Source organism: Psychrobacillus sp. FSL H8-0483 (assembly GCF_038637725.1).
GTDB lineage: Bacteria > Bacillota > Bacilli > Bacillales_A > Planococcaceae > Psychrobacillus.
On the sequence record NZ_CP152052.1, the window covers coordinates 2,660,751 to 2,687,470 of the forward strand.

23 protein-coding genes and 1 pseudogene are annotated in these 26,720 nt (G+C 36.6%); all 24 read right to left on the minus strand.

What is annotated here, in order from left to right:
- Window positions 1-37: 37 nt before the first annotated feature.
- The gene (gene era / locus MHB48_RS12740; protein WP_342598425.1) at window positions 38-958 is read right to left on the minus strand and encodes a GTPase Era; all 921 of its coding nucleotides are present in this window, start codon (window positions 956-958) and stop codon (window positions 38-40) included.
- The gene (locus tag MHB48_RS12745) at window positions 942-1,352 is read right to left on the minus strand and encodes a cytidine deaminase (protein ID WP_342598426.1); all 411 of its coding nucleotides are present in this window, start codon (window positions 1,350-1,352) and stop codon (window positions 942-944) included. The genes era and MHB48_RS12745 overlap by 17 nt, the downstream gene beginning before the upstream one ends.
- Before the next feature lie 12 nt (window positions 1,353-1,364).
- Window positions 1,365-1,730 carry a diacylglycerol kinase family protein gene (locus MHB48_RS12750; RefSeq protein ID WP_340921924.1) on the minus strand — a complete coding sequence of 122 codons (366 nt, stop codon included), beginning with the start codon at window positions 1,728-1,730 and terminating at the stop codon, window positions 1,365-1,367.
- Window positions 1,717-2,205: an rRNA maturation RNase YbeY gene (gene ybeY, locus MHB48_RS12755; protein ID WP_342601379.1), complete on the minus strand. Its 489-nt coding sequence runs from the start codon at window positions 2,203-2,205 to the stop codon at window positions 1,717-1,719. Before ybeY ends, MHB48_RS12750 begins: the two co-directional genes overlap by 14 nt.
- Before the next feature lie 18 nt (window positions 2,206-2,223).
- Window positions 2,224-4,344, minus strand: a complete 2,121-nt coding sequence (locus MHB48_RS12760; protein WP_342598427.1) for an HD family phosphohydrolase — start codon at window positions 4,342-4,344, stop codon at window positions 2,224-2,226.
- 131 nt (window positions 4,345-4,475) lie between these two features.
- Entirely contained in the window at window positions 4,476-5,432 is a 957-nt protein-coding gene (locus MHB48_RS12765; protein ID WP_340921930.1) for a PhoH family protein, read from the minus strand.
- A gap of 11 nt (window positions 5,433-5,443) precedes the next feature.
- A complete protein-coding gene (locus MHB48_RS12770; protein ID WP_342598428.1) occupies window positions 5,444-6,535 on the minus strand; it encodes a sporulation protein YqfD in 1,092 nt (363 codons plus the stop codon).
- Window positions 6,536-6,824: 289 nt separating this feature from the next.
- A complete protein-coding gene (locus tag MHB48_RS12775; RefSeq protein ID WP_342598429.1) occupies window positions 6,825-7,280 on the minus strand; it encodes a hypothetical protein in 456 nt (151 codons plus the stop codon).
- Between the two features lie 27 nt (window positions 7,281-7,307).
- On the minus strand, window positions 7,308-8,309 hold the full coding sequence (floA, locus tag MHB48_RS12780) for a flotillin-like protein FloA (protein WP_340921936.1): 1,002 nt from the start codon (window positions 8,307-8,309) through the stop codon (window positions 7,308-7,310).
- The gene (locus MHB48_RS12785) at window positions 8,309-9,601 is read right to left on the minus strand and encodes a nodulation protein NfeD (protein ID WP_342601380.1); all 1,293 of its coding nucleotides are present in this window, start codon (window positions 9,599-9,601) and stop codon (window positions 8,309-8,311) included. Before MHB48_RS12785 ends, floA begins: the two co-directional genes overlap by 1 nt.
- A 403-nt stretch (window positions 9,602-10,004) precedes the next feature.
- Window positions 10,005-11,456 (minus strand): SH3 domain-containing protein, encoded by a 1,452-nt coding sequence (locus tag MHB48_RS12790; protein ID WP_342598430.1) that lies wholly within the window; start codon window positions 11,454-11,456, stop codon window positions 10,005-10,007.
- 935 nt (window positions 11,457-12,391) lie between these two features.
- Window positions 12,392-12,565 (minus strand): 30S ribosomal protein S21, encoded by a 174-nt coding sequence (gene rpsU / locus MHB48_RS12795; protein ID WP_004227078.1) that lies wholly within the window; start codon window positions 12,563-12,565, stop codon window positions 12,392-12,394.
- 270 nt (window positions 12,566-12,835) lie between these two features.
- A complete protein-coding gene (gene deoC, locus MHB48_RS12800) occupies window positions 12,836-13,507 on the minus strand; it encodes a deoxyribose-phosphate aldolase (RefSeq protein ID WP_342598431.1) in 672 nt (223 codons plus the stop codon).
- Window positions 13,508-13,617: 110 nt separating this feature from the next.
- Window positions 13,618-14,958 (minus strand): tRNA (N(6)-L-threonylcarbamoyladenosine(37)-C(2))-methylthiotransferase MtaB, encoded by a 1,341-nt coding sequence (gene mtaB / locus MHB48_RS12805; RefSeq protein ID WP_342598432.1) that lies wholly within the window; start codon window positions 14,956-14,958, stop codon window positions 13,618-13,620.
- 15 nt (window positions 14,959-14,973) lie between these two features.
- Window positions 14,974-15,714, minus strand: a complete 741-nt coding sequence (locus MHB48_RS12810; RefSeq protein ID WP_340921945.1) for a 16S rRNA (uracil(1498)-N(3))-methyltransferase — start codon at window positions 15,712-15,714, stop codon at window positions 14,974-14,976.
- Window positions 15,715-15,725: 11 nt separating this feature from the next.
- Entirely contained in the window at window positions 15,726-16,670 is a 945-nt protein-coding gene (gene prmA / locus MHB48_RS12815; RefSeq protein WP_342598433.1) for a 50S ribosomal protein L11 methyltransferase, read from the minus strand.
- Between the two features lie 14 nt (window positions 16,671-16,684).
- The gene (gene dnaJ / locus MHB48_RS12820) at window positions 16,685-17,806 is read right to left on the minus strand and encodes a molecular chaperone DnaJ (RefSeq protein WP_342598434.1); all 1,122 of its coding nucleotides are present in this window, start codon (window positions 17,804-17,806) and stop codon (window positions 16,685-16,687) included.
- Window positions 17,807-17,960: 154 nt separating this feature from the next.
- Window positions 17,961-19,787 (minus strand): molecular chaperone DnaK, encoded by a 1,827-nt coding sequence (gene dnaK, locus MHB48_RS12825; RefSeq protein ID WP_342598435.1) that lies wholly within the window; start codon window positions 19,785-19,787, stop codon window positions 17,961-17,963.
- An 86-nt stretch (window positions 19,788-19,873) separates the two neighbouring features.
- Window positions 19,874-20,416 carry a nucleotide exchange factor GrpE gene (gene grpE / locus MHB48_RS12830; RefSeq protein WP_342598436.1) on the minus strand — a complete coding sequence of 181 codons (543 nt, stop codon included), beginning with the start codon at window positions 20,414-20,416 and terminating at the stop codon, window positions 19,874-19,876.
- Between the two features lie 16 nt (window positions 20,417-20,432).
- The gene (gene hrcA / locus MHB48_RS12835; RefSeq protein WP_342598437.1) at window positions 20,433-21,476 is read right to left on the minus strand and encodes a heat-inducible transcriptional repressor HrcA; all 1,044 of its coding nucleotides are present in this window, start codon (window positions 21,474-21,476) and stop codon (window positions 20,433-20,435) included.
- Window positions 21,477-21,634: 158 nt separating this feature from the next.
- On the minus strand, window positions 21,635-22,768 hold the full coding sequence (hemW, locus tag MHB48_RS12840; protein WP_342598438.1) for a radical SAM family heme chaperone HemW: 1,134 nt from the start codon (window positions 22,766-22,768) through the stop codon (window positions 21,635-21,637).
- A 140-nt stretch (window positions 22,769-22,908) separates the two neighbouring features.
- Complete coding sequence (gene lepA, locus MHB48_RS12845; RefSeq protein WP_342598439.1) at window positions 22,909-24,738, minus strand: translation elongation factor 4; 1,830 nt, start codon at window positions 24,736-24,738, stop codon at window positions 22,909-22,911.
- Between the two features lie 460 nt (window positions 24,739-25,198).
- Window positions 25,199-25,418: pseudogene (locus MHB48_RS12850) on the minus strand (transposase); the annotation flags it as partial.
- A gap of 487 nt (window positions 25,419-25,905) precedes the next feature.
- Entirely contained in the window at window positions 25,906-26,700 is a 795-nt protein-coding gene (spoIIP, locus tag MHB48_RS12855) for a stage II sporulation protein P (protein ID WP_342598440.1), read from the minus strand.
- Window positions 26,701-26,720 lie beyond the last annotated feature (20 nt).

The window sequence follows — 26,720 nt, forward strand, 5'->3', positions numbered from 1 at the left end:
TTCACTATATGTGGAAGCCTCAGTGCTTCCTTATTTTTTAGTACTCGTCATCTCTAAAACCGTAGTCTCTCAAATGGGTTGATTTATTACGCCAATCTTTTTGTACTTTCACCCAAAGCTCTAAGAATACTCTCGTACCAAGTAACATTTCGATATCATGTCGCGCTCTCGTTCCAACTTCTTTTAATAGTGCTCCCTTTTTCCCGATGACAATTCCTTTTTGGGAATCTCTTTCAACAATAATGGTTGCTTGGACGCGAATCATATCTTTTTCCGTGTCTTCTTCTTTTTTTATTTTATCAATAATTACTGCAATGGAATGTGGAATTTCTTCTCTAGTTAAATGGAGCACCTTTTCACGAATCATTTCAGAAATGATAAATCGTTCAGGATGATCTGTTACTTGATCTGCAGGATAATATTGAGGACCTTCTGGTAAATACTTTTGAATGGTTTCAAGAAGTCTATCTACGTTATTTCCTTGTAAGGCAGAAATAGGAATTATCTCTGCAAAATTATACTTGCTCTTATACGAGTCCACAATTTTTACTAATTCGTCTGGATGTATTTGATCGATTTTATTGATAATAAGAAAAACAGGTGTTTCGTTATGTTCAAGCATTTCCATAATATATTCATCAATTTTACCTCTTGGTTCAGTTGCATTTACCATGAACAAAATGACATCTACTTCACGTAAAGTGTTCTTAGCAACTTTCAACATAAAGTCACCAAGCTTATGCTTTGGAACATGGATCCCAGGTGTATCGATAAAAATCATTTGACTATTATCTTGCGTTACTACGCCTTGTACTTTATTTCTAGTTGTTTGGGGTTTATCACTCATAATGGCAATTTTTTGCCCAACTACTCGATTTAAAAATGTGGATTTACCTACATTAGGTCTTCCGATAATCGATATAAATCCTGATTTAAAACCTTCATTGTTTTGCTGCATAATCTAAATCCTCCGTTGTAAAAGCTCCTGGCAACAATTCTGATACCGTTGTTTCTAATACATTTCCTTTTAAATTGGTTAAATAAACTGGCATATTTCCAGGACAAAATTCCGCTAAAACCTGTCTGCACGCTCCACATGGAGAAATGGGACCTTCTGTATCTCCAACAATAGCAATTGCTGAAAATTCTTTTTTCCCTTCTGATACCGCTTTAAAAATAGCAGTACGCTCTGCACAGTTAGTCAGTCCATACGATGCATTCTCAATATTACAACCGTGAATAACTTCCCCGTCTTTCGTTAGTAAGGCAGCACCAACCGGAAATTTTGAATATGGTACATATGCTTTTTCTCTTGCTGTTTTGGAAGCTTCTAATAATTTTTCTCTGTTCATACATTCACACCTCTAAAATAAGATTCCCGACCATTTCGGGATAAATATGATTAAACCAACGATCACCGTACCAATTGCATATACTAGACAAGCTCCAGCTGCTAAATCCTTCGCTTGTTTTGCAAGTGGATGTAACTCGGGAGAAGTTAGATCAACTACACGTTCAATAGACGCATTTACTAATTCTATCATGAACATCCCGAATATTAATAACACTATGATTATCCATTCCCATTTTGACAGTCCAGTGAACCAACCTGCACACAATACTATAATGGCTGCCCCTAGATGAAAACGGAAATTTTGTTCACTTTTAAGTGCATGCACAACTCCTTGAGACGCAAATGCAAATGCCTTAAAAAACTTAGGAAAGTTCATGGCCTTCACGCATCAAGCCAAAAGCTTGTAAAATCGTTTCTTGCAAACCGAACATCTCTATTTCTTGTTCTTCCGTACCGTGGTCATATCCAAGTAAGTGTAAAAAACCATGAACAGCTAAAAAGCATAGCTCTCGTTCAAATGAGTGTCCATATGATTCTGCTTGTTCTATCGTACGTTCAACAGATATAACAATATCTCCTAGCATTGTTGGAATGTCCGCATCTAGTATTTCCATTTCCCCTTCACCCATTTCTTCCATTGCAAAAGAAATCACATCTGTCGGCATATCTTTCTTACGATATGTTTTATTAATTTCTTGAATGACATCATTTGTTACAAAAGTAACACTTACTTCACTACCCTCTTTTATGTCTAATTGTTCCCCTGCAGATTGCAATACTTTTTCGACTAAGGCAATCGTCTCTTCTGATAATGTATTTGTTTCGTCCATTAAATCGAGTTCTAACATAATTTTTTTCTCCTAACATTTCTATTTTGGGTATTCAATTCGCGAATGAAATGTACCGTTCATCGTAGAGCAGAAGCTTTCTTCCATTTTTTTTATTTCTCGTAAAGATAAATCACATTCATCAAATTGCCCATCTAATATTTTGTCTTTAATAATTGATTGAATTAATTTTTGAATTTTCTCTGCATTTGGCTCTTTCATCGAACGAACTGCAGCTTCCACACTATCAGCTACCGAAATTATAGCAATTTCTTTCGTTTGAGGCTTTGGTCCCGGATATCGAAAACTTTCTTCCGATATACTTTCATTTGTTTCTTTTGCTTTATAGTAAAAGAATTTTAGAAAACTTGTACCATGATGCTGCGCCGCCACATCTACTATTTCTTTTGGTAATTTATGTTTTTGTAAAATTTTCGCACCATCTTCTGCATGTGCAATAATAATATCGCGACTAGCTTCAGGAGGTAAGTTATCATGCGGGTTATACCCATTCATTTGGTTTTCAATAAAAAATCCAGGACGATTTGTCTTACCAACATCGTGATAATAACAGCCAACTCGTGCAAGCAATCCATTCGCTCCAATCACTTCACAAGCCGCTTCCGCTAAGTTTGCGACCATTAAACTATGATGATACGTGCCAGGAGTTTCCGTTAATATTTTTTTTAGTAAGGGATGATTTGGGTTAGATAGTTCAATCAGTTTCATTGTTGACAAAATACCGAATACAGACTCAAAAAACGGTAAAATCCCAATTGTTAACGCTCCTGATAAGATACCTGACAGCACAGCTGCTCCAACATAAAATAAAATATCCGTAAATTCATACGTCGTTTTCGTCATTAATATATAAAAGACAATAAATAAAGTATTAACCGAAGCAACAATTAAACTGGAGCGTAATATTTGAGAATTATTGTACATGCGCTGCATAGCAAATATTCCTGCAATCCCTCCAAATAATATGTATAACGATATTTCCATTTGAAACACATTTGTATAACCTTCTTGAAAAATTATTCCTGCATACGCTGATACAACAAAATTTGTCATTAATGCCGCACGTTCATTTACTAATAAATAAACAAGCATGGAAACTATTGCTGTTGGAAATAAAAACGCAATAATTACATCAAAATTATTCGCAACTGATTGTAACACTTTCATCATTAATACGGAAACAATTAAACTAAAAGCTACAACGATCAAGTTTTTTGTATTATTAATCGTTTTTTCTCGACGATGTATGGTTTGTCCAAATAATACCCACATGGTAAGTATGACAAATAGTCCGACTCCAATATACGGCTTATAGGATGCTTTAGATGCTTTATTTGTAAGCATACCAAGTAGTTCCAGTTGTCTATAGACTTCCTTGTCGATAATTTCTCCTTTTTGTACAAGTATTTGCCCCTGTAAAATTCTAGTCGGATCGACACTTGCTTTCGCTTGTTCTACGCGAAGCTGGGTTTGCTCTTCATTTATTACTTCTGTTGCTACAATGGTTCCTCTCGCAATAAATAGAAGCACATTCATGTAATCATCAGAATAATTAAACGTCCTTCTTACCTGTTGGGCAATTTGCTCTCGCTCACTAGTAATATTTTCTGAGCGAATTGGTTTATTCAATGCTTCCTCTACAAGGACAGATAGTTTCTCTTTTGTTATTTTAAGGGAAGGAGAAGTCTGCTTCAGTAAAACATTTAACATTTCATCACTTAAAGGAACATAACTTGCATTGTCAGATAGTACATTCATTTCCTTTTTAAGCTTGTCTAACGGTTCATTCTTCCCTTCTTGATCAGCTTCTGTTGGCGGAAGTTTCTTTACTTCTATCACACTATCAAAAATGGATTCCATAATTGCAGTTTGATTATCAGAGGTTTCTTCTTGAAATTGATAAACTGGAAGAACCTCCAATTCAGCTTTCTCACGTTCTTCTTCCGTCTTCAATGGATCCTCCATTGTTTTAACAGAACGGATTGTATCAGGGGCGAGTTGAAACGGTTTTATATCATATTTATTTTCTTTTACATTTCCTATTATTAATAAAAACATGCAAACCGAGGTTAAGAGAATGATGGCTAATGGGAGATACTTACTTTCGCGCCATCCTCTCCATTTCAACATAATTGTTTTCATTCAACCTCATTCCCTTCACAACTAGTTCTTTTATTATACCTTATTATTTGAACAATTCACTAATAATTCCAAAATGAAAAGAAGCAACTGTCTACTATCCGACGGTTGCTTCTTTGATTCAAATAGAATGATTATTTTTCTTCTTCATATGCTTGGATTATTTTCGCTACAAGAGGGTGTCGAACGACATCTCCTTGCTCTAAATATTGAAAATGAATGCCAGAAACCTTTTGTAAAATTTTCTCCGCCACCGTTAATCCGGACTCTGCTCCCTTTGGTAAATCAACTTGTGTTTTATCACCAGTAATGACCATTTTCGAACCGAAACCAAGACGTGTTAAAAACATTTTCATCTGAGCTTTCGTTGTGTTTTGGGCTTCGTCTAAAATAACAAAAGCATCATCAAGTGTTCTTCCACGCATATAAGCAAGTGGTGCAATTTCAATTGTTCCACGTTCCATTAGACGTTCTGTTTGTTCAGTACCCAACACATCATGCAATGCGTCATATAAAGGCCGTAAATATGGGTCTACCTTCTCTTTTAAGTCTCCAGGTAAGAAACCTAGGCTTTCACCTGCTTCTACCGCAGGGCGCGTTAAAATGATTTTTTTCACATGTGCATTTTTTAAAGCTTGGGTAGCCATTACAACCGCAAGATATGTTTTTCCAGTACCTGCTGGGCCAATCCCAAAAGTTAAATCGGTGTGACGTATACCCTGTATATATTCCCGTTGACCAATTGTTTTCGCACGAATCGCTTTTCCTTTTGTATTTCTTGCAATTTCTTCATCATATAGACTTGAAAAATATTCAATTGTTCCATTTAAGCTCATTTCAATTGCAGAAGAAACATCTCTTAAATTAATGTTGATCCCTTTTCGAATAACTGCAAGAAGTTGTACCATTAATTTTTTTGCCTCTTCTACATTATCCGGTTCACCAACAATTTGTATTAATTCGCCTCTTGTGATGAGTTGTACCTTTAGTTCCTCTTCAATAAGCTTTACATTTTTATCTGATATACCTAGAAGCATTACCGCCTCTGTGGGATCTTGCAAATTTATATCCAGTTGTTTTTGATCGCTCATGCTTCGTCTCCTTAGGGTATAACTTGTGGTATTGCAATATTTTCATTTATCAATAATAAGATCTTCCCATTTACTTTATCATTTTGTATGGATACCTGTAAAACTTTATCTTCCAATATTTGAGTCCCAGATGGCATTTCATTTACTAATTTTTGAAAGAGCAGAGGTCGTATTAACTGGTCGATTGATTGTTCATTTAATTCGTATGATGCTTCGATATTTTTTTGAACATATCCAGCTTTAAAATAATTTTGAAGAGGTGCAGGAAGTGCAATCTCTTTCCAATAGGGTTGTTTCGCATTACTTTTTTTCTGAATTAAAAATTCTCGTTCAGCCGGTCTTACTATGATTACCTTTTTAGGTAGCTCAAAGCTGAGTTCTATCCAATAACTTGCATACACTTTTCCTTCTGCACTCGTAATAATTCTTTTATCTCCTTGAGTAACAAAACCATGAACAATTATATCTCCTTTTTTTACAGCGACATTTTTTTCAACTGCCCTTACCCCTTTTACTAAATCAAAATCCGTTATTATACCGCTTCGTTTAGCAATTAAGTGAGAAGGTGGAGGTTCTTTTATTTTTCGTTCGGTTTGAATTGGAGCTAACATAGGAGAAACAGTAAAAGTAGAACCAGACTGATTAAAGTGTACCCATGAAAACTCTTTATGTTTTAAAAGAATTTTTTGTCTTATTTCTTGTTCCGGTGGCAGAGATGAAGAAAGCATTTTTTCTTGAATTTTTATTTCTTTTAACTGTTCATAAATAAGGACATTGCTTTCAGGTGAATGTGAATCGATATTAATTGTCCATATAAATTGAGCTAAAACAACTGGAATTATTATTAATAATGCTACACCTATAACAGAAAAAGAATAAAAAGATATTATTCCATTTGTTGATTCATCTACTAATTGAACTGGTATCTTCATTGTTTTTCTAACTTTTCGAAAGGATTTTAAATCTTTACGTTGTATAGAAAAAAATAAGTGTTGTTCTGAACTATATATTCGAAACACTTCGATATTCGCTGCTAATAAACGCTGAAACAATACATACTGATCTGTTTTTGCTGGTACTTGAACTTGAATAAGCTGTGGCATTACGTTTTATCCTTCCTAGTTAGGTTGAAATAGTTAAGCTTTTCTACATGTAAATGAAGTCGATCAATGGATAGAGACTTTATTTGTAAATTTTCAGCATTTATTTCTAAAAGATACTGATTGTAAGAACATACTAAGCTGTTTTCGTTCAACCGAAGAAGGGTAATTTCGTAATCTAATATAATATCGCTGAAATTATCAATCATAATACTCGCATGGAGTGGAAATAATTGTTTTATAAAAAACACCCCTTTACATGAATTTATGCATGTAAAGGGGTGTTCATGAGTTATCTTTTAGATTTTGGAGGTGCTAATATTTCCGAGAAAATAATCGCACGAACAAGTTCATCTTTTGTATTCGGTAAAATGCTATGAACAATTGGTTTACCACTATTTAAGGAAGCCTTATTTTCCTGATGGACAGATAAGCGACCAGAGGTTCTGGCAACACCTTGATCTCGGCTAACCTCACGTTGAGGTCTTTCTACAGTGCTTGGAGCAATAACTACCGGTTTAGCTACTGGCTTTTCTTTCAAAACAGGTCTCTTTCGTTCCATTTCAGCTTGCTGTTCCCGCTTAAATTCCTTTGCTAGATCCCCTAAGTTTTTAAACGGATTGTCGGCTACAGGCTTTCGCTGAGGAGTAGCTGTAAATGGTTTTGGAGCAGGTTTTTGCTCCTGCTTTTTTTTGCCAAACAACGCGCTAATAATACCAATGACAGCGAAAATAATTAATGATTCCAAGGAGAAGACCTCCTTTCTTCATGATAACTAGTCTTTTAACTCATCAGTAGAAGGTTTATCTCCTCCAACTTTACTGATGGAGTCTCTCATACCAGTATCGGCTTTAATATTATTATAATTCATGTAGTCCATTACCCCAATATTTCCTTCGCGAAGTGCTTCTGCCATCGCTAAAGGAACAGAAGCTTCTGCTTCTACTACTTTCGAGCGCATTTCTACTACTTTCGCTCTCATCTCTTGCTCAGATGCTACAGCCATTGCACGACGTTCTTCTGCTTTAGCCTGCGCAATTTTCTTATCTGCTTCTGCTTGTTCTGTTTGTAGTTCAGCACCGATGTTTTTACCTATATCAACGTCCGCTATATCAATCGATAGAATTTCAAATGCAGTACCTGAATCTAATCCTTTTCCTAAAACAGTTTGAGAGATTAAATCCGGGTTTTCTAGCACTCGTTCATGACTCGTACTTGACCCAATTGTACTGATAATCCCTTCACCAACACGGGCAACGATCGTTTCTTCTCCTGCACCACCGACTAAACGATCGATGTTCGCTCGAACTGTAATACGTGCTTTCGCTTTTACTTCAATACCGTTCATTGCAACACCAGCGATAAACGGTGTTTCAATTACTTTCGGGTTAACAGACATTTGTACTGCTTCTAATACATCACGCCCTGCTAAATCAATCGCTGCTGCACGTTCAAATGTTAGTTCAATATTAGCACGATGTGCGGCAATTAAAGCATTTACAACGCGGTCTACGTTACCACCTGCTAAGTAGTGACTTTCCAGTTGATTGATCGAAACTTGCAATCCAGCTTTATGTGCTTTAATCAAAGGGTTTACGATACGCGATGGAATTACTCGGCGTAACCTCATCCCTACAAGTGTAAAAATACTAATCTTAACTCCCGCTGCTAATGCGGAAATCCATAGTGCTATCGGGAAAAATGTGAAAAATACCGATAACAAAATGAATGCTAAAACAATCACCACTATTAGTCCAATTGTAGTTCCTGTAAACATTATGTTGCCTCCCCTTCTGTAGCTTCTCGAACAACAATTCGAGAGCCTTCTACCTTAATAATTTTAACCAGTTTGTCTTTCCCAATAAAACTTCCATCAGATACTGCATCAATACGCTCATTACCTATACGTATAGTTCCAGCAGGTCTAAGTGGTGTCATAGTTTCGGCTAATTTGCCGACTAAATCCAATCGATTTTGATTAGATACATACCCTTGTTCTGTTGTAGTTGCATCAGTCAAAATCACTTTATTCAATGCTTTTAGTCCTTTTCGAAAGAACTTCATCATAATCACCATTCCTAATATAGCAACTGTTAATGCAATTAAAACAGCGATGCTCATTTGTACAAGATCGCCTCCAGCTAGTATTATACTAAAAATAATAGCTATTACCCCTAATATACCACTAATTCCAAAGGGTAAAAAGAATTCTGCAATTATTAAAATTGCTCCGATAATAAAGATAATAATTGTTTCATAACCAGCTAGACCGGCTACTAAATGGCCGAAAAAGAACAGACCAAGTGAGATAAGTCCCATGGTCCCTGCCACTCCAAATCCCGGCGAGTATAGCTCTAAAATTAATCCGAGGCTTGCAATGGATAATAAAATGGGCACAATTATGGGATTCGTAACAAATCGTGCTAGTGATTCCACAAATGCTTGTTCCGTTTCAACAACCTTCGCACCGGAAAGATTCGTCACTTTTAGCAGTTCCTCAAAAGAACTGACCGTTCCATTCGAATACTTCACTTCTAAAGCTTCGGCAGAAGAAAGCGTTAACAATTCACCCTTTGGCGCCCTATACTCAGGAAGATGAACAGTCTCATCGGCCATTGCCTGTGCGTAAATTGGATCTTTTCCTGTAAGTTCTGCTGCATTGATCATTTTCGCTATCCACGCACTTGTTGCTTTTTTATCCGCAGCATTTCCACTGCTATCAATGACAGCAGCTGCCCCAATCGTACCGTTCGGCGACATATATATTTCGTCCGTATGAAGCGCTAAGTATGCACCTGCTGATAATGCTTCGGAGTTAATATAAGCGATTTTTCGAATGGAGGTTGAATCTAATAAATTGATGATATCTTCCGCGGAATCTACAAATCCACCTGGTGTATTAATATCAAAGATTATTGCTTCGGCTCCTGCCTCTTCCGCATCATGTATGGACCTTTTCAAAAAAGCATATAACCCTTTTTCCACTTCTTTATATACGGGAATTTTATAAACTACCGTAGTTTCTGCAGCAAACGAAGGAATTACTATACTAAATGACAAAAGTAACATACAGATTGAAATAAAATACCGAGACAATTTCACATATAAACCTCCCTTCTTCTATATGTATAGTACTCTTTACGGAATAGAACGAATAAAGTTTCATTTAAAATAAAATTATTTACAAATGAATCAATTTCATAATTCCAATTTACATAAAAAACACGAGCAATACTAAAGGGAACTAAATATATATTTTAAGCGAAATAAAGTATAGTTGATTCCCGCTCGCTATAGGCGGACGCTTTCCGCGGGGTAAGCGATAAGCCATCAGCGCCGCCACACGTCGTTTGTGATGGCTTATCTGTCTTACTCATCCCGCTGGTGTCGCCGCCTGCCTCTTCAATCAAAGAAGTGATAAATCTTCGTATTTTAATGACAAAGTACTATTTATGAAGTTAACTCAAATATATTAAATACCATCATCAAATGGTTGACCAACAAGATAGCCAGTTGCTTTTCCCTTTACCAGTTTCAAATTTACAATTTCTTGATAGTTTCTGATATATTCAACAGAATTATCTACTCCAACCGGCCCTGGATTAATAAAATACACACCGATCCCACCGTTATGAACACTAAAACGATTAGCCATGACTATACCATACTTAGGGTTAGTATGATTTCGAACTGAAAACATGTGGAAGGCTGCTTGAATATCGGATGAATTATACCCTTCTTCGTTTTCAAAATACTCGTACATAAAAGTAATTGTATTAGTATTCTTAGCTATTCCTACATGTAAATTATCGTAATGAAAAACTTCATACAAATAGTAATTATCCTGTTCCATTTTATCAATCGATTTTGGCTCTCCCATTTTCTCCATAAGTGACTCGAGTGTATCTCCGTTTCTAATACCATATTGGTAGCCTGTTTTTGTCGTTTCAAATGTAGAATAATACGCGGCTTCATCCAACTCAGTCGAATCATTTGCTAAAGTGGAAAGGTTTACTTTCTGTGTATACGCGATTTGCCCTTTATACTCCACAATGGCAACTTCATATCTCGGTGCATCTTTTGGCAATAGAATTGTTATTTGTTCGTCTGGACTTAATCTACCGATTACAGATTTTTTTTCATATTGCCTGATTGGTTTAGAAAATACAGATAAATCATATAAGTCCAAGCTACTACCTTTATACATTCTATTCACCTTTGCAGAGACTTTATCAAAGTCATACAACTTTAAGCTAGAAGTAGGCACAAATGCTGGAGTACCATTTAAATCAATACGACTAACCCCATTATTAGAAGCGTAGACATATACGGAAACTTTTTCAGACAAAGTATCAATTACCGCTGAAGAACGACTCGAATATTTAGTTGCGGCTACTTCTTTTTGCACAATGCCAAATTTCGGTTTTAAAGTGGTTGTTTTCACAAATGTTAAGTATTTTTCGCTTACATAAGCTGTTTGATTGTTAAATACAATTTTAGCCCAGCCTTTTGATGTACTATAAACGGAAACAGTCATTCCTTTTTTTAAGGACCCTAATTTTTTGGAAGTTACAGAGGATTTTGCTCGAACGTTTAATGAGGCAATATTTACTGTTGCCTGTTTTGTTATAGATGTTTCATTTAGTTCCTGAAGAATTAAATGCTTCGTCAAAACATACCCAACTGAATTATTATATTCAATTTTTGTCCAAGTTTTCGAACTACTATACAATGTAAGGATATCACCTTTAACGACTGTTCCAAGCTTTTTAGAGGTTAAATCAGCTTTCTCGCGGACATATCCAAAACTTGTATTCACTGTTGCAGATTGAGTAGTGGCTGCTTGCGCTATTTCTGGTAACACACTGATTAGTAAACTAGTGACTAAAAATACAATGCAACATATTCGAATAAACTGTTTCAACTTATTCTCCCCTTTAGCGAAATTTAATAATTCTCCCCCATCATTATATCACTGAAATTTCAATATCATCCTATATATTCCAACACTCAATTACCAATGTTTGTTCTGTAATCAATAGTGTTAATTAACCAAATGTATCCATTAAATTGCTGATCACACACTAGGCACTCAATGTATAGCTACTTTTGGAGTGCTTGGAACTGAACGAGTTATACATCATTACCTGGATTTCTTGATGCGAAAGGATGCGATAAAATCGCATCCCTTCATAATCGTAAGGTAATCGTTGCTCCGTCACTCTCCATATCTACTTGTAATAGTAGTGCCAAAGCTTTTGGAAATGAAAGAATAGCCCTGCAAAAATAAGCAAGGAATGCATGATAGAAAGAAATAGAGTGCCCGAAATTGCATCTTCGGGCACTTCCACTATGAATAGAAATATAGCTATTCATTCCTTTTCCAAATCCATTTCGGTTTTCTTTTGAGCGTTGTAGGTACGTAACGGAGGCCTGCACGATGCAGGTCACACAGTCATTGCGAAATGTTCTTTTATTTTGCGACGAGCTTTGCGCAGGAGCACCACGATGTCGCGTACTTAGACTGTGCTCCTTTAAATATCCACAACAGGATGATAGAAAATAGTGTAGCAGGAAGTAATGATGTAGTGATCATTTCGTCCAAAGCGAACCAAAAACGTACAAATGCAAAATGGGATCCTCTCGCATTTCTTCTGAAATTTTAATGTGATAATCAACAGCCGTGTTCTGCTAAAAAAATAAGCATATGTATTAAACTCTTTTGTTATGATATATAAATATTCCTATGAATAAATTAGCAAAAAAAATAAACCGAGAAAATAAATTTTCTCGGTTTAGATAATTGTAAATGTTAATCATACAGTACGTGTTTTGAACGTAGGGATGGTTGGGATTAAATTACCACTTACGTTTACGTGCAGCTTCTGATTTCTTTTTACGTTTCACGCTTGGTTTTTCATAAAACTCGCGCTTTCTTACCTCTTGAATTGTACCACTTTTAGATACAGTACGTTTGAAGCGGCGAAGAGCATCTTCAAGCGATTCGTTTTTACGAACGACAGTTTTTGACATCTCTTTTTCCCTCCCTCCGAACACACGTCAAGCACATAACCTAGTGTTATGTACTAAAAAATTATACCGTATACTTTAGACTTGGTCAATACTTTGAATTAAATTTAACTTGATTCAGTAAAAAGTTTAAAATTCCTACTCCTGCGCAAGCTCGTCGTAATTAAAAACTACTGAATCAAGCTAAGCATCCGGCGGATGTCACAGATTTTGAAAGGAGTTAATTGAGCAAGCTCAATTCAAAATCAGGACGGAATTACGCCGAGCCGTAATTTAATAACTAGATTTACTTTCCAAGCCTTGTACAATTTCTACACCAGAACTTGCACCTATTCTTGTAGCTCCTGCATCTACCATTGCTTGTAGATCTTCCAGATTCCGAACTCCCCCAGATGCTTTAACTCCTAGGTCAGGTCCAACTGTTTCGCGCATTAACTTCACTGCGCTAACTGTAGCACCTCCTGTAGAGAATCCTGTAGAAGTTTTAACAAAGTCTGCACCTGCAGTTTTTGATAGTTCACTTGCTTTCGCAATTTGTTCATCTGTCAATAAGCAAGTTTCTAAAATAACTTTCACAATCGCTTTTCCTTTTGCAGCTTCAACTACAGCTTCGATATCTCTTTGTACAAAGTTATAATCTTGATCTTTTAAAGCTCCAACGTTTATAACCATATCAATTTCATCCGCACCATTTTCAATAGCATCTGTTGTTTCAAATGCTTTTACAGCAGTTGTGCTTGCTCCAAGTGGGAAACCAATCACCGTACATACTTTTACTGGTGAATCTTGTAATAAAGTCGAACTAAGCTTTACCCAAGTTGGATTTACACATACAGAAGCAAATATATTTGTTTTAGCTTCTTCACAAAGTTTTTCAATTTGTTTTTTAGTCGCGTCTTGTTTTAGTAATGTATGATCGATTAATGCAGCAATATTTTGAGTCATTAAATTTTCCCCTCTCGAGTTGTACGTACCTCTCCATCATAATAGAGAATTAAAAAAAAAGCCAGTGAGATTATTCTCACTGACTCTAACATCCATCGGAGGCTTATTGGTTAAACTAATTCTTCTATCTGATCTAGTACACGGACAAATTGACCTTCATTAAATGGATAACCAGCTTTTGTGATTTTCACACGGACTAGCTTCCCAATTAATTCATCTGTGCCAGGAATAACAACCTTCAAATAATTATCCGTGTATCCTTCAACTAAATTAGCTTGGCCATCTAAGTTATGTTTTTCTTCTGGGATAATCTCTAGGACTTCGTCTTCGAATCTGGAAGCATATTCTGCTGCTAGTTGGTCATTCAACGTAATTAAACGGTGAACACGTTCATTTTTCACATCTTCGTCTACTTGGTCATCCATTCTTGCGGCAGGTGTACCTGTACGCTTAGAATATGGAAAAACATGAAGCTCAGAGAACTTTTGATCACGAATAAAACTAAACGTTTCCATAAATTCTTCTTCTGTTTCTCCTGGGAAGCCAACAATCACGTCAGATGTAATAGCTAAATCAGGAAGAGCTTCTCTTAAGCGATCTAATCGATTTGCAAAAAACTCCATTGTATATTTTCTGCGCATTCTTTTTAATACCGTATCTGAACCAGATTGTATGGGAATATGCAAATGCCTAACAACAATTTTCGATTCACTTAATACATCAATTACTTCATCTGATAATTGACTTGCTTCAATCGAACTAATGCGAAGTCGCTTTAATCCCTTTACATTTGCTTCGATATCTCTTAAAAGCTGTGCTAAATTATAATCTTTTAAATCTTCTCCGTATCCACCTGTATGAATACCAGTCAAAACAATTTCTAAATATCCAGCGTCCACCAATTGTTGTGCTTGTCGAACAACTTCTTCTGGATCTCGAGAACGCATTAGTCCACGAGCCCAAGGAATAATACAAAATGTACAGAAATTATTACAACCTTCCTGAATCTTTAATGATGCACGAGTGCGATCCGTAAAGGCAGGAACATCTAACTCCTCATATACACGATTCTTCATAATATTGCCTACAGCATTAATTGGTTTACGCTCGGTTTTGTACTGCTCAATATACTCCAGCATTTTTGTGCGTTCTTGTGTACCTACAACAATATCTACTCCTGGAATCGCCATAATTTCAGCAGGAGAAGTTTGTGCATAGCAACCAGTTACACAAATAACTGCATCTGGATTTTGGCGAATAGCACGACGAATTACTTGTCTACTCTTTTTATCACCAGTATTAGTTACGGTACATGTATTGATGACATAAACATCTGATTGTTTTTCGAACTCTGTACGGTCATAACCATTTTCTTTAAATAATTGCCATATAGCTTCTGTTTCATAATGATTAACTTTACAGCCTAATGTATGGAATGCAACGGATGACAAGTCCTTACACCTCTTTCATTCATATTCATAGGAAATTGCAGCTAGCGCATATAACGGAGCGGTTTCTGTTCGTAAAATCCTTGGTCCAAGAGCGATTGGTTGAAAATCATTTTCTAGTAAATGTTTTACTTCCTGACGATCGAGTCCGCCTTCTGGGCCAAAAACGATCAGTATCGACTGTTTATCATATACTTTTTTCAATTGGTCCGCAAATTTTTGTCGGTCTTCTAGCTTCGCATCTTCTTCATCCGCAACAAATCTCACATCGTATGCTTTAGAAATTTCCAAAAGCTCTTTTAAAGAGATTGGATTATGTATATGTGGGATAAATGAGCGGTGAGATTGTTCTGCCGCTTCTTTAGCAATCTTTTGTAAGCGCGCAATTTTTTTCTCATTTTTTTGTTTATCCCATTTCACAATAGAGCGTTTAGCTTCAAACGGATAAAGCGTATGCATACCTAATTCGGTTGCTTTTTGCGTGATCAATTCTAATTTATCACCTTTTGGAAGACCACAGACGAGAGAAACTTTAATAGGCATTTCATTGGATTGCCCATGCATTTCAACCACTTGTAGAAGGACAGATTTAGAAGTACCTTCCACAATCGTCATCGTATACGTCTTACTATCTGCCACTACATATACTTGATCTCCAGGAGACATGCGCATCACCTGAATCATATGATGCGCGTCATCACCTGAAATTGTCACTGTATTATTTTCTTGGATTGTTTCATTCGTAAAATAACGTTGCATGACAATCTCCTTTATTGAACAGGCTTCTTAGAAATGATTGTTACCCAGTCTTCCATCATCATCACTTCTTCTATTTCGAAGCCAGATTCCTGCAAGGAATTGCGAACATCCTCTTTTTTCGTTGCAATAATGCCGGATGTGATGAATAATCCACCTTTTTTAACAATCGAAAATGCATCGTCTGTAAAAGTCATAATAATTTCTGCTAAAATATTAGCCACTACAATGTCTGCTTGTTCTTTCACATTATCTAGTAGATTACCATGAGTTACCTGCACTAAGTGTTCTACCTTATTTAGCTGAATATTTTCTTTTGCAGATTTAACAGCTACTTCATCTAAGTCAAGTGCATGGATAGCAGTAGCGCCTAGTTTAGCTGCTCCAATTGAAAGTACCCCAGAACCAGTGCCTACATCAATCACGCTTGAGTTAGGCTGTACTGTTTTTTCAAGTGCTTGTAAACACATAACAGTTGTTGGGTGAGTACCTGTACCAAAAGCCATCCCTGGATCTAATTCGATAATCAATTCATCTGAATTGACACGCTCATAGTCTTCCCATGTTGGAACAATTGTAAAACGGTTCGATATTTTCACAGGATGATAATACTTTTTCCATGCAGTTGCCCAATCTTCTTCATCTACTTCTTGTATAGTAAGAATATTATGTCCAAGGTCGATATTAAAGTTTAGTAAGTTGTTAATCGCAAGTTTGATCTCTTCCACTGTTTCTAATAAAAAACTTGTTTTGGCTAAGTAAGCTTTTATTCGAACTCCATCTACTGGAAAATCATCTGGATTTAAGCTGTAGATTTCTCCAAAAACATCTTCTCGTTCTCTCACTAACTCTTCTGAATCCTCAATAACTACTCCACTTGCACCAGCTTCATGCAAAATATTACTAATTGCCTCCACTGCTTCATTCGTAGTATGAATGGATAGTTCAGACCATTTCACTTGCGCCAACTCCTTTATTCGCCTTTTATCGTTCTTTTAATTTTATCAAATAATGAGCTACCTTGCTCTTCAGGAATATCCCCACTGATTTCGGCAAATTCGCGTAGCAATTGCTTTTGTTTTTCTGTTAATTTTTTCGGAGTAATAACTTTGACAACAACATGTTGGTCACCAATGCCATACCCGTGAACATTTTTTACGCCTTTTCCTTTTAGTCGGAATTGCGTTTGTGATTGAGTACCAGCAGGAATTTTTAGTTTCACTTTCCCTTGAACCGTTGGAACTTCAATTTCATCTCCAAGTGCCGCTTGAGCAAATGTTAATGGAAGTTCATAGTAAATATCGTCACCGTCACGTTCAAATCGAGGATCTGCTTTTACTCGGAATACAACATATAAGTCTCCAGCTGGACCACCATTAACACCTGGTTCTCCCTGACCGCTTACGCGAAGTTGTTGACCATCATCAACACCTGCAGGAATTGTAACTTTAATTTTTTTACGTTTATTAACTGTACCTTTACCAGAACAAGTAGAACATTTTTCTTTAATCATTTTTCCAGTTCCAGAACAGTGATTACAAGCACGTTTAGTTTGAATACGACCAAATGGTGTGTCTTGTGTAACATTCACTTGACCATTGCCATTACAGTGTGTACATGTTTCAGGATGCGTGCCTGGTTTAGCACCATTACCTTTACATGTTTCACATGATTCTTCTTTGGCAATTTCAATTTCTTTTTCTTTCCCAAAAACAGCTTCTTCAAAATCAATTGTCATAGAATATTGAAGGTCATTTCCTTTTCTCGGAGCATTTGGATCACGTCTGCGAGAACCCCCGCCACCGAAGAACGAACTGAAAATATCTTCAAATCCAAAGCCATCTCCACCACTAAATCCACCACCAAAGCCTTGATTTGGACCAGCGTGACCAAATTGATCATACCCCGCACGTTTTTGCTCGTCACTTAATACCTCATATGCTTCCGAAATTTCTTTGAACTTATCTTCTGCATTAGCTTCTTTGTTAATATCGGGATGGTATTGCTTAGAAAGCTTACGATAAGCTTTTTTAATTTCATCTTGAGAAGCACTTTTAGAAACGCCTAGCACCTCATAATAATCACGTTTATTCATAGTTCACTCTCCTGCTCTGTTAACGTACACATAAAAATTATTGTAACATGGACAAAATCCGAATAGCAAAACAAATAGAAATTTTACCATTATCTTATATAACATTGAAAAAGCCAAAGCCGAAAACGGTCTTTGACTTTTTCTGTTAACATTCTTACTTGTCTTTATCGTCGTTTACTTCTTCAAATTCAGCATCGACAACACCGTCATCAGATGGTCCACCAGCTTGACCTGCATTAGCAGCATCTGCTTGAGCTTGTTCATAAAGCTTCATTGTAAGTTGTTGAACGATTTCATTTAATTTATCTTTTTTCGTTTTGATTTCTTCTAGGTTTCCAGCTTCAAGTGCAGCTTTTAACTCTTCTTTTGCATCTTCAGCAGACTTTTTCTCTTCTTCAGACACTTTATCTTCCAGGTCTTTTAGAGTTTTTTCAGTCATAAATACTAATTGATCCGCTTCATTTTTCACTTCTGCTTCTTCTTTACGAACTTTATCCGCTTCAGCGTTCGCTTCCGCTTCTTTTACCATACGTTCGATTTCTTCGTCAGAAAGAGAAGAGTTTGATTGGATTGTAATATTTTGTTCTTTTTGCGTTCCTAAATCTTTCGCTTTAACATTTACAATACCATTTTTGTCGATATCAAACGTAACTTCGATTTGTGGAACACCACGTGGTGCTGGTGGAATATCCGCAAGTTGGAAACGACCAAGTGTTTTGTTGTCAGTTGCCATCGGACGTTCACCTTGTAATACGTGAATATCTACTGCCGGTTGGTTATCCGCTGCAGTGGAGAACGTTTGAGATTTTGATGTTGGGATAGTTGTATTACGTTCAATTAACTTCGTGAATACGCCCCCCATTGTTTCAATACCTAAAGAAAGTGGTGTAACGTCAAGAAGAACAACGTCTTTTACATCTCCTGTTAAAACTCCACCTTGAACAGCAGCACCCATTGCTACTACTTCATCAGGATTTACTCCTTTATGTGGTTCTTTCCCAGTTTCTTTCTTAATAGCTTCTTGTACAGAAGGAATACGAGTAGATCCACCTACAAGAATAACTTTATCAATTTGTGAAGCTGATAATCCAGCATCTTTCATTGCTTGACGAGTTGGTACCATTGTACGCTCTACTAAGTGAGCTGTTAAATCATCAAATTTCGCACGAGTCATTGTAACTTCTAAGTGAAGTGGTCCAGCTTCGCCTGCAGTGATGAATGGAAGTGAAATTTGAGTTGAAGTAACACCAGAAAGATCTTTTTTCGCTTTTTCAGCAGCGTCTTTCAAACGTTGAATAGCCATTTTATCTTTTGATAAATCAATGCCGTTTTCTTTTTTGAACTCTTGTACTAAGTAGTCCATTAATACTTGGTCAAAGTCATCTCCACCTAGACGGTTATCACCAGCAGTTGCTAGTACTTCAAATACGCCATCACCAAGTTCTAGGATAGATACGTCAAATGTACCGCCACCTAAATCGTATACAAGAATTTTTTCATCATGGTCCATTTTATCTAAACCGTATGCAAGTGCAGCAGCAGTTGGTTCGTTGATGATACGTTCTACTTCAAGACCAGCAATACGACCAGCATCTTTTGTAGCTTGACGTTCAGCATCATTGAAGTATGCAGGAACAGTAATTACTGCTTTAGTTACTTTTTCTCCTAGATATTCTTCTGCAAATCCTTTTAAGTATTGAAGAATCATTGCAGATACTTCTTGTGGTGTATATTCTTTTTCTTCTGCTGTTACTTTTTCATTTGTACCCATTAAACGTTTAACAGATGCAATTGTGTTTGGGTTAGTGATAGATTGACGCTTCGCTACTTCCCCAACTTGTTTTTCGCCGTTTTTGAATGCTACAACTGATGGAGTTGTGCGGTTACCTTCTGGATTCGGAATTACTTTTGGTTCTCCACCTTCAAGTACAGATACACATGAGTTTGTTGTTCCTAAGTCAATACCAATAATTTTAGACATATGTTTTTCCTCCTAATATATAACTGATATATGAGATATCATTAATATTTTTTTATTATATAAACTGCATTTCAAAAGATTGATTGTTATTCGTTTACTTTAACCATCGTTGGGCGAAGTACTCTATCTTTCAACTTATACCCTTTTTGCAGTTCTTGAAGCACGATACCAGATTCTTTAGAATCGTCTTTTTCTTGCATAACTGCTTGGTGAAAATTAGGATCGAATGGAACCCCTTCTGCTTCAATTGGCTCTAAGCCTTCTTTTGAAATTGCACTTAATAACGATCGGTAAACCATTTCTACACCTTTTGTTAAAGAAACAGCTTCTGCTGTTGTTGCTTCAACCGCAAGGGCACGCTCTAGATTATCAAGCACTGGCAAAATATCCGTTAATACGGATTGGGCGCGATATTTATAATCGGCTTCCTTATCTAATTGAACTCGACGTTTGTAATTTTCAAAGTCCGCTCTTAAACGAATCGCTTTGTCTTTTTCTTCGTCAAGTTCTTGCTTTACAAGTGTCAATTCATCGATCTCTTCTTCTACCAGTACTTCAGTAGCTTCTGTTTCTTGTTGTTCTTCCAATATTCCCTGTTCTTCAACTACTTCATCTTTTTCTTTTTCCATTACTAGCAACTCTCCTTTATCCATGTGGGCCATGGCCATGTAATATTTTGGACAATTCCCGAGATAGATCTCCACTCATTACGTCAAGCAAGGAAACAACTCGTTTGTAATCCATACGAGTAGGCCCAATAATTGCAATTGAACCCATCTGTTCATCCCCAATTTCATAGGACGCAGTAATAATACTACAATCTTCCATTCCTAGTTGGTTATTTTCTGAACCGATTCGAATTTGAATTCCCTTTTTCTCTAAATGGAAAAGTCCTGGAATTTGATTTACATGATCCATCCAATACATGATACTTCGTGCTTTTTCTAAATCATTAAATTCAGGTTGATTTAACAATTGCATTTTTCCGCCGTAGTATACTTTGTCCTCATGTTCGATTGTCATCGCTTTGTTTAATGAACCTAGAAGATTATTTAAACGACCGCTGTTTTGACGCAAGACCGATAATGTGACAGCATCTAATTTTGCTGGAAGCTCATGTAAATGAACACCAACTAAATGTTCATTGATTAAATTAACCATACGTTCAATGTCAGATGCAGTAAAACTTTCCGGGATGGAAAATACGCGATTTTCTACATGCCCACTATCTGTCACAATGATTGCAACAGCGGAATCATCCGTTAATGGAACAATGGAAAACCTTTTAACACGATGCTTTCTAACATCTAAGCCTAACATAATAGAGGTATAATTCGTTAATTCGGAAAGAATATTTGCCGATTTTCGAATTATTTGCTCCGTCTCAACCATCCGTTCCTGAAAAACAGAACGAATCTGGTTAATCTCGTCTTTGGTAATCCGTTGGGGAGTTAACAAATTGTCTACATAATAACGATAGCCCTTTTCTGAAGGGACGCGGCCAGACGATGTATGCGTTTTTTCTAAAAAACCCATATCTTCTAAATCCGCCATATCGTTTCGAATAGTAGCAGGACTAAATGAAACTTCCTCCTTTTTCGAAAGTTGGCGAGATCCCACTGGCTGAGCGGTTTCAATAAAATCATCTACCGTTACTTGCAATATTAATAATTGCCGATTAGTTAGCATGATCATCACCTCTGTTAGCACTCGTCTATAGAGAGTGCTAATACTCATATAAAATTTATCAAATCTATAGATAACTGTCAACGATTTAGTTTTATTTATTTAGCTAAGTTAAGCGATCATGTTGTTACCTGCCGAACAGCCTAATTTAACAGAGGCATTTATTTAAGAAAATATTGAAACACTTCATTTCCCATAAAGCGCCCACGAGTCGTTAATTTTACAAAGTTATTTTCCATTAGGATTAAATCTTTTCGAAGCAATTCTTCCAATTGTTCACCGTACACCTGTGGGAGAGTTTGTCCGTATCTTTCTTCAAATCTTACTAAGGATACCCCTGCATTTTTTCGCAATCCTAAAAACATTTCTTCTTCCATTTTCTCTGTCTGTGTTACTTCTTTTTGCATCATCAGTGGTTTTTCACCAGAATCGATTGTTTGCATATACTTTTTTAAAGGACCGTGATTAGAATATCTCACACCATTTACATAACCGTGTGCTCCTGCTCCCAATCCAATATATTCATCGTTGTTCCAATAAAGTAAATTATGTTGGGAAGCTTTGCCTTCCAACGAAAAATTACTTATTTCATATTGTAGATAGCTGTTCTGCTTCATCTCGTCCATCAAATAGCCATACATTTCCGCTTCCAAATCTTCTCCTGGTAACGATAGCTTTCCCTTAGATAATAAATTATAAAAAATTGTTTTCGGTTCTACTAATAATGAGTAGGCTGAAATATGTGGGATCTTTAGACGAAAAGCTTCTTGTAAAGATGCTTTCCACTGTTCCATCGTTTGATTTGGTAAGCCATACATTAAATCGATACTTATAGATGGAAAATCTGTTTGTTTTGCGAACTCAATCACTTCATAAACATGCTCATTGGAATGTGTTCTTCCAAGAACTTTCAACAAGTCTTGATCAAAAGTTTGCACTCCCATACTTAATCTATTCACACCAAATTTTCGCATAAGTTGCATTTTCTCAAGCGTGATTTCATCCGGATTTGCTTCCGATGTGAATTCTATAACTTGTTCCATTGGAATATACATGTGGATGAGTGTAAATAAACGTTCTAATTGTTCTAGTGATAATGAAGTAGGCGTTCCTCCACCGATAAAAATAGTATCAATCTTTGCCTTTTTTAAATCATCTGTCCATAAAGCCATTTCTTTACCAAGAGATTCAATGTATTCATCGACAGGTTGATTATGAAAGAAAAATTTATTGAAATCACAATAATTACAAATTTGATGACAAAAAGGAATATGTATATATACGCCTCTTACCATAATCATTCCTACTTTCTATATAAAGCACAACTTCATCTAGTGTTTGATTTTCTTGAATGATAGTTGAACTAGGATTTTTCTACAGGTCATAGCTGGATAAAAGAAAAAGGAGGCTACTAGTGCCCCCCTTTCCGGTTTTCTTATTTATTCGGCTCATCCATCTTGAGTACTGCCATAAATGCCTCTTGAGGCACTTCAACAGACCCTACTTGTTTCATACGCTTTTTACCTTCTTTTTGTTTATCAAGAAGTTTACGTTTACGTGAAATATCTCCACCATAACATTTAGCTAAAACGTTTTTACCAATCGATTTAATCGTTGAACGAGCAACGATTTTTTGACCGATTGCTGCTTGTACTGGTACTTCGAACTGTTGTCTTGGAATCAACGCTTTTAGTTTTTCAACGATTAGTTTTCCTCGCTCGTAAGAAAAATCACGATGCACGATAAAGCTTAAAGCATCTACCTTTTCACTATTCAATAAGATATCCATTTTCACTAATTTCGATTCTTTGTATCCAATCAAGTCATAATCAAAAGATGCATAGCCTTTTGTGCTTGATTTTAATGAATCAAAGAAGTCATATACGATTTCAGATAATGGAATCTCATAAATGATATTAACACGCGCCTTAGACAAGAAATCCATCGTGATAAAGTTTCCACGTTTACGTTGGCATAGTTCCATTACAGAACCAACGTAATCTTCCGGAACCATAATCGATGCTTTTACATAAGGTTCTTCAATCGCTTCTACTTTTTGCACATCAGGCATCATAGAAGGGTTGTCTACTTTGATTACTTCACCATTCGTTAACTTCACGTCATAAATAACACTTGGTGCAGTTGTGATTAAATCAATTTTAAATTCGCGTTCGATACGCTCTTGGATGATTTCCATATGAAGTAATCCTAAGAATCCACAACGATACCCAAAGCCTAACGCCTGAGAAGTTTCTGGTTCGAACTCTAGTGCAGAGTCATTCAGTTGTAATTTTTCTAGTGCATCACGTAAATCTACGTATTTCGTGTTATCAATCGGATATAATCCACAGAATACCATAGGGTTCATTTTGCGATATCCAGCTAACGCTTCTGCTGCAGGATTAGAGGCTAATGTAATTGTATCCCCGACACTGGAATCTCCTACATGTTTCATCGATGCTGTTAAGAATCCTACGTCTCCAACTGTCAACTCTGATCGTTGTGTCGTTTTTGGTGTAAATACGCCTGTTTCCACGACTTCGAATTCTTTACCAGATGACATCATTTTAATCGTGTCTCCTGGTTTCACTGTACCTTCCATAATTCGAATATACACAATTACACCTCGGTAAGGGTCAAATAGGGAGTCGAAGATCAATGCTTTTAAAGGAGCGGAAGGATCCCCTGTTGGTGCAGGAACTTTTTCAACTATTTGTTCTAAAATTTCTTCAATACCGATTCCTGCTTTTGCAGATGCAAGCACTGCTTCAGAAGCATCAAGTCCAATTACTTCTTCTACTTCTCCTCTTACACGTTCTGGATCGGCTGCAGGTAAATCGATTTTATTGATAACCGGTAATATTTCCAAATCATTATCTAATGCTAAATAAACATTTGCTAGTGTTTGGGCTTCAATTCCTTGTGCTGCATCCACTACAAGAATTGCACCTTCACATGCTGCTAAACTTCTAGACACTTCGTACGTAAAGTCTACGTGACCAGGAGTATCGATTAGATGAAAGATATACTCTTCTCCGTCTTTTGCAGTGTATGTTAATTGAACCGCATTTAACTTTATGGTAATACCTCTTTCACGCTCCAAGTCCATGGAATCTAACAATTGGTCTTTCATTTCTCGTGAAGTTAATGTTTTCGTTTTTTCTAAAATACGATCGGCTAAAGTCGATTTTCCGTGGTCAATATGCGCGATAATGGAAAAATTACGAATCTTCTTCTGTCGCGCGATTCTATCTTCATTGTTCATGCTTGTTCACTCCTAATTAAACTACTATGAATTATAACAGACAACTCGCGTCTAAGTAACGCATAATCATTAAGTCTGTTATTCAAAATATTTTTTCTATGTATTTGTTCGTTATTTTCATCTTTTTTTGCCAGACTTTAATCTTACCAAAATTCTGTTCGTAAGACAATCTGAGTTATTCATCAGTTTGAACAGGAAGTGCAATCAATATTTCTTCTTTTGTTTGAATCAATTTCATAATTCCAATTTACATAAAAAAACACTAACAATATTAAAGGAAACTAAAGAAATATTATTTTAAGTGAAATAAAGTATAGTTGATTTCCGCTATAGGCGGACGCTTTCCGCGGGGTGAGCGATAAGCCATCACCGCCGCACGCGTCGTTTGTGATGGCTTATCTGTCTCACTCATCCCGCTGGAGTCGCCGCCTGCCGCTTCAATCAACAAAGTGATCATTTAATTGTCTTTTCCTAAGTAGGCTGTATCGCCAATAACCGTTTCCACTTCCATGCACGTTGCCTTACTTTTTTCAATTAATTCTTGTAGATATTGCCCGTCACTTTTTTAACCTGTTGTCACCACTGCTGCTGTAATAATACGTTCATCGCTCATCGCAGTATGTGTTTTAAAGCTAAAAAAGAAGAATCCGCTTCTTATGCCAGACATGGGCATCGAGATCTGTTGAATAGCATAATTGCATTTCGTAATCTTCAATCACTTCTTTAAAACATTGACCTTTTCCTGTAGAGAGGGCATATATGCCAACTTCGATATGTTTCTACGACTTCCATTACTTGACGACAATAATCTAATTCTTCCACTATTTCATTTGATACCGGCTTTGTTCAAAGAGTATTTATTTGATGGTGATTGGAGTGGAAGGCGGCGACTCCAGCGGGAAAAGCGCGTCCAGGTGAGACCCCGCAGGAGCGCACATAGGAACAAAGGCTAAGAACGCCACCTCGTGTGGCAACGCCTTTGTGACCAACATCCTGTTGGCCTGAGGAGGCTCCCGGACCGCCCGCGGAAAGCGTCCGCCTGCAACGGAATCACCTAGATGATATATTTAACCAAAAAGCGAGTTCTTGAACGACTTGTCGTTCAAGAACTCGCTAAGAATAGATTTTTTCAGTGGGCCCATTTTTTACGCTCAATCACTTTTTGTTTTAAGAAGGTAGTTGTTGATTGTACATATTAGAAATGGCTTTTGCTAAAATAGCGATGGAACGATTTAACTCTTGTTCGGTGTTGTCAACACCTCCGAGCTCCATCACTAATAGATTTTTAGCGATGTCTTGATTGTATACCCCATCAACACCTTTACCGGCTTTAACCATAACTCCTCGTGATATCCCGGGTACTAATTTATTTAATTCATCAGAGAGATTATTAGCAAGTTGCTCATTCCATTTATAGTTATCGTGTTCTCCTCCAATAACGAACATAATCTTCGCATAGCTTTCCTCTCCAGTTTGAAGGGTAGTTACTTTCGATTTCATTGAGTCTCTGTGAATATCTAAGACAATATCATATTCATTATGTGTTAATGCATCCTGAACAAGCGGTCTGACAGTAGCATAATCATCCATCTCTTTTGGATTATGATTTTCTAAAAACTGTGTTTCTATTTGATGAAATGCAAATTGAGCATTTATTTGATCTTGAAAGGAAGTTATATTATTTGCAGGATGATAAACTGCAACTTTTTCTCCTTGTGAAGCAAGTATAGGCAGAAAGGCTTCGTGCGAATGGGTAAAATAAACAAATGCTTTTTTAGGTGCAATTATTTCTGCTACAGTTGGCTTGGCCTCTAATTGTGCTGCATATACTACTGGCGTGTCCTCTTTTTTCTTTTCTTCTGTTGGTGCCGATAAAAGAGGCGCTTGGATTGTCGCTATGATAATGGGAGCTAAAAATAAAAGTAATAAAATGCTTGTTAAATTCTTTAGGGAATTTGCCATAAGTTCCACTCTCCTCACAC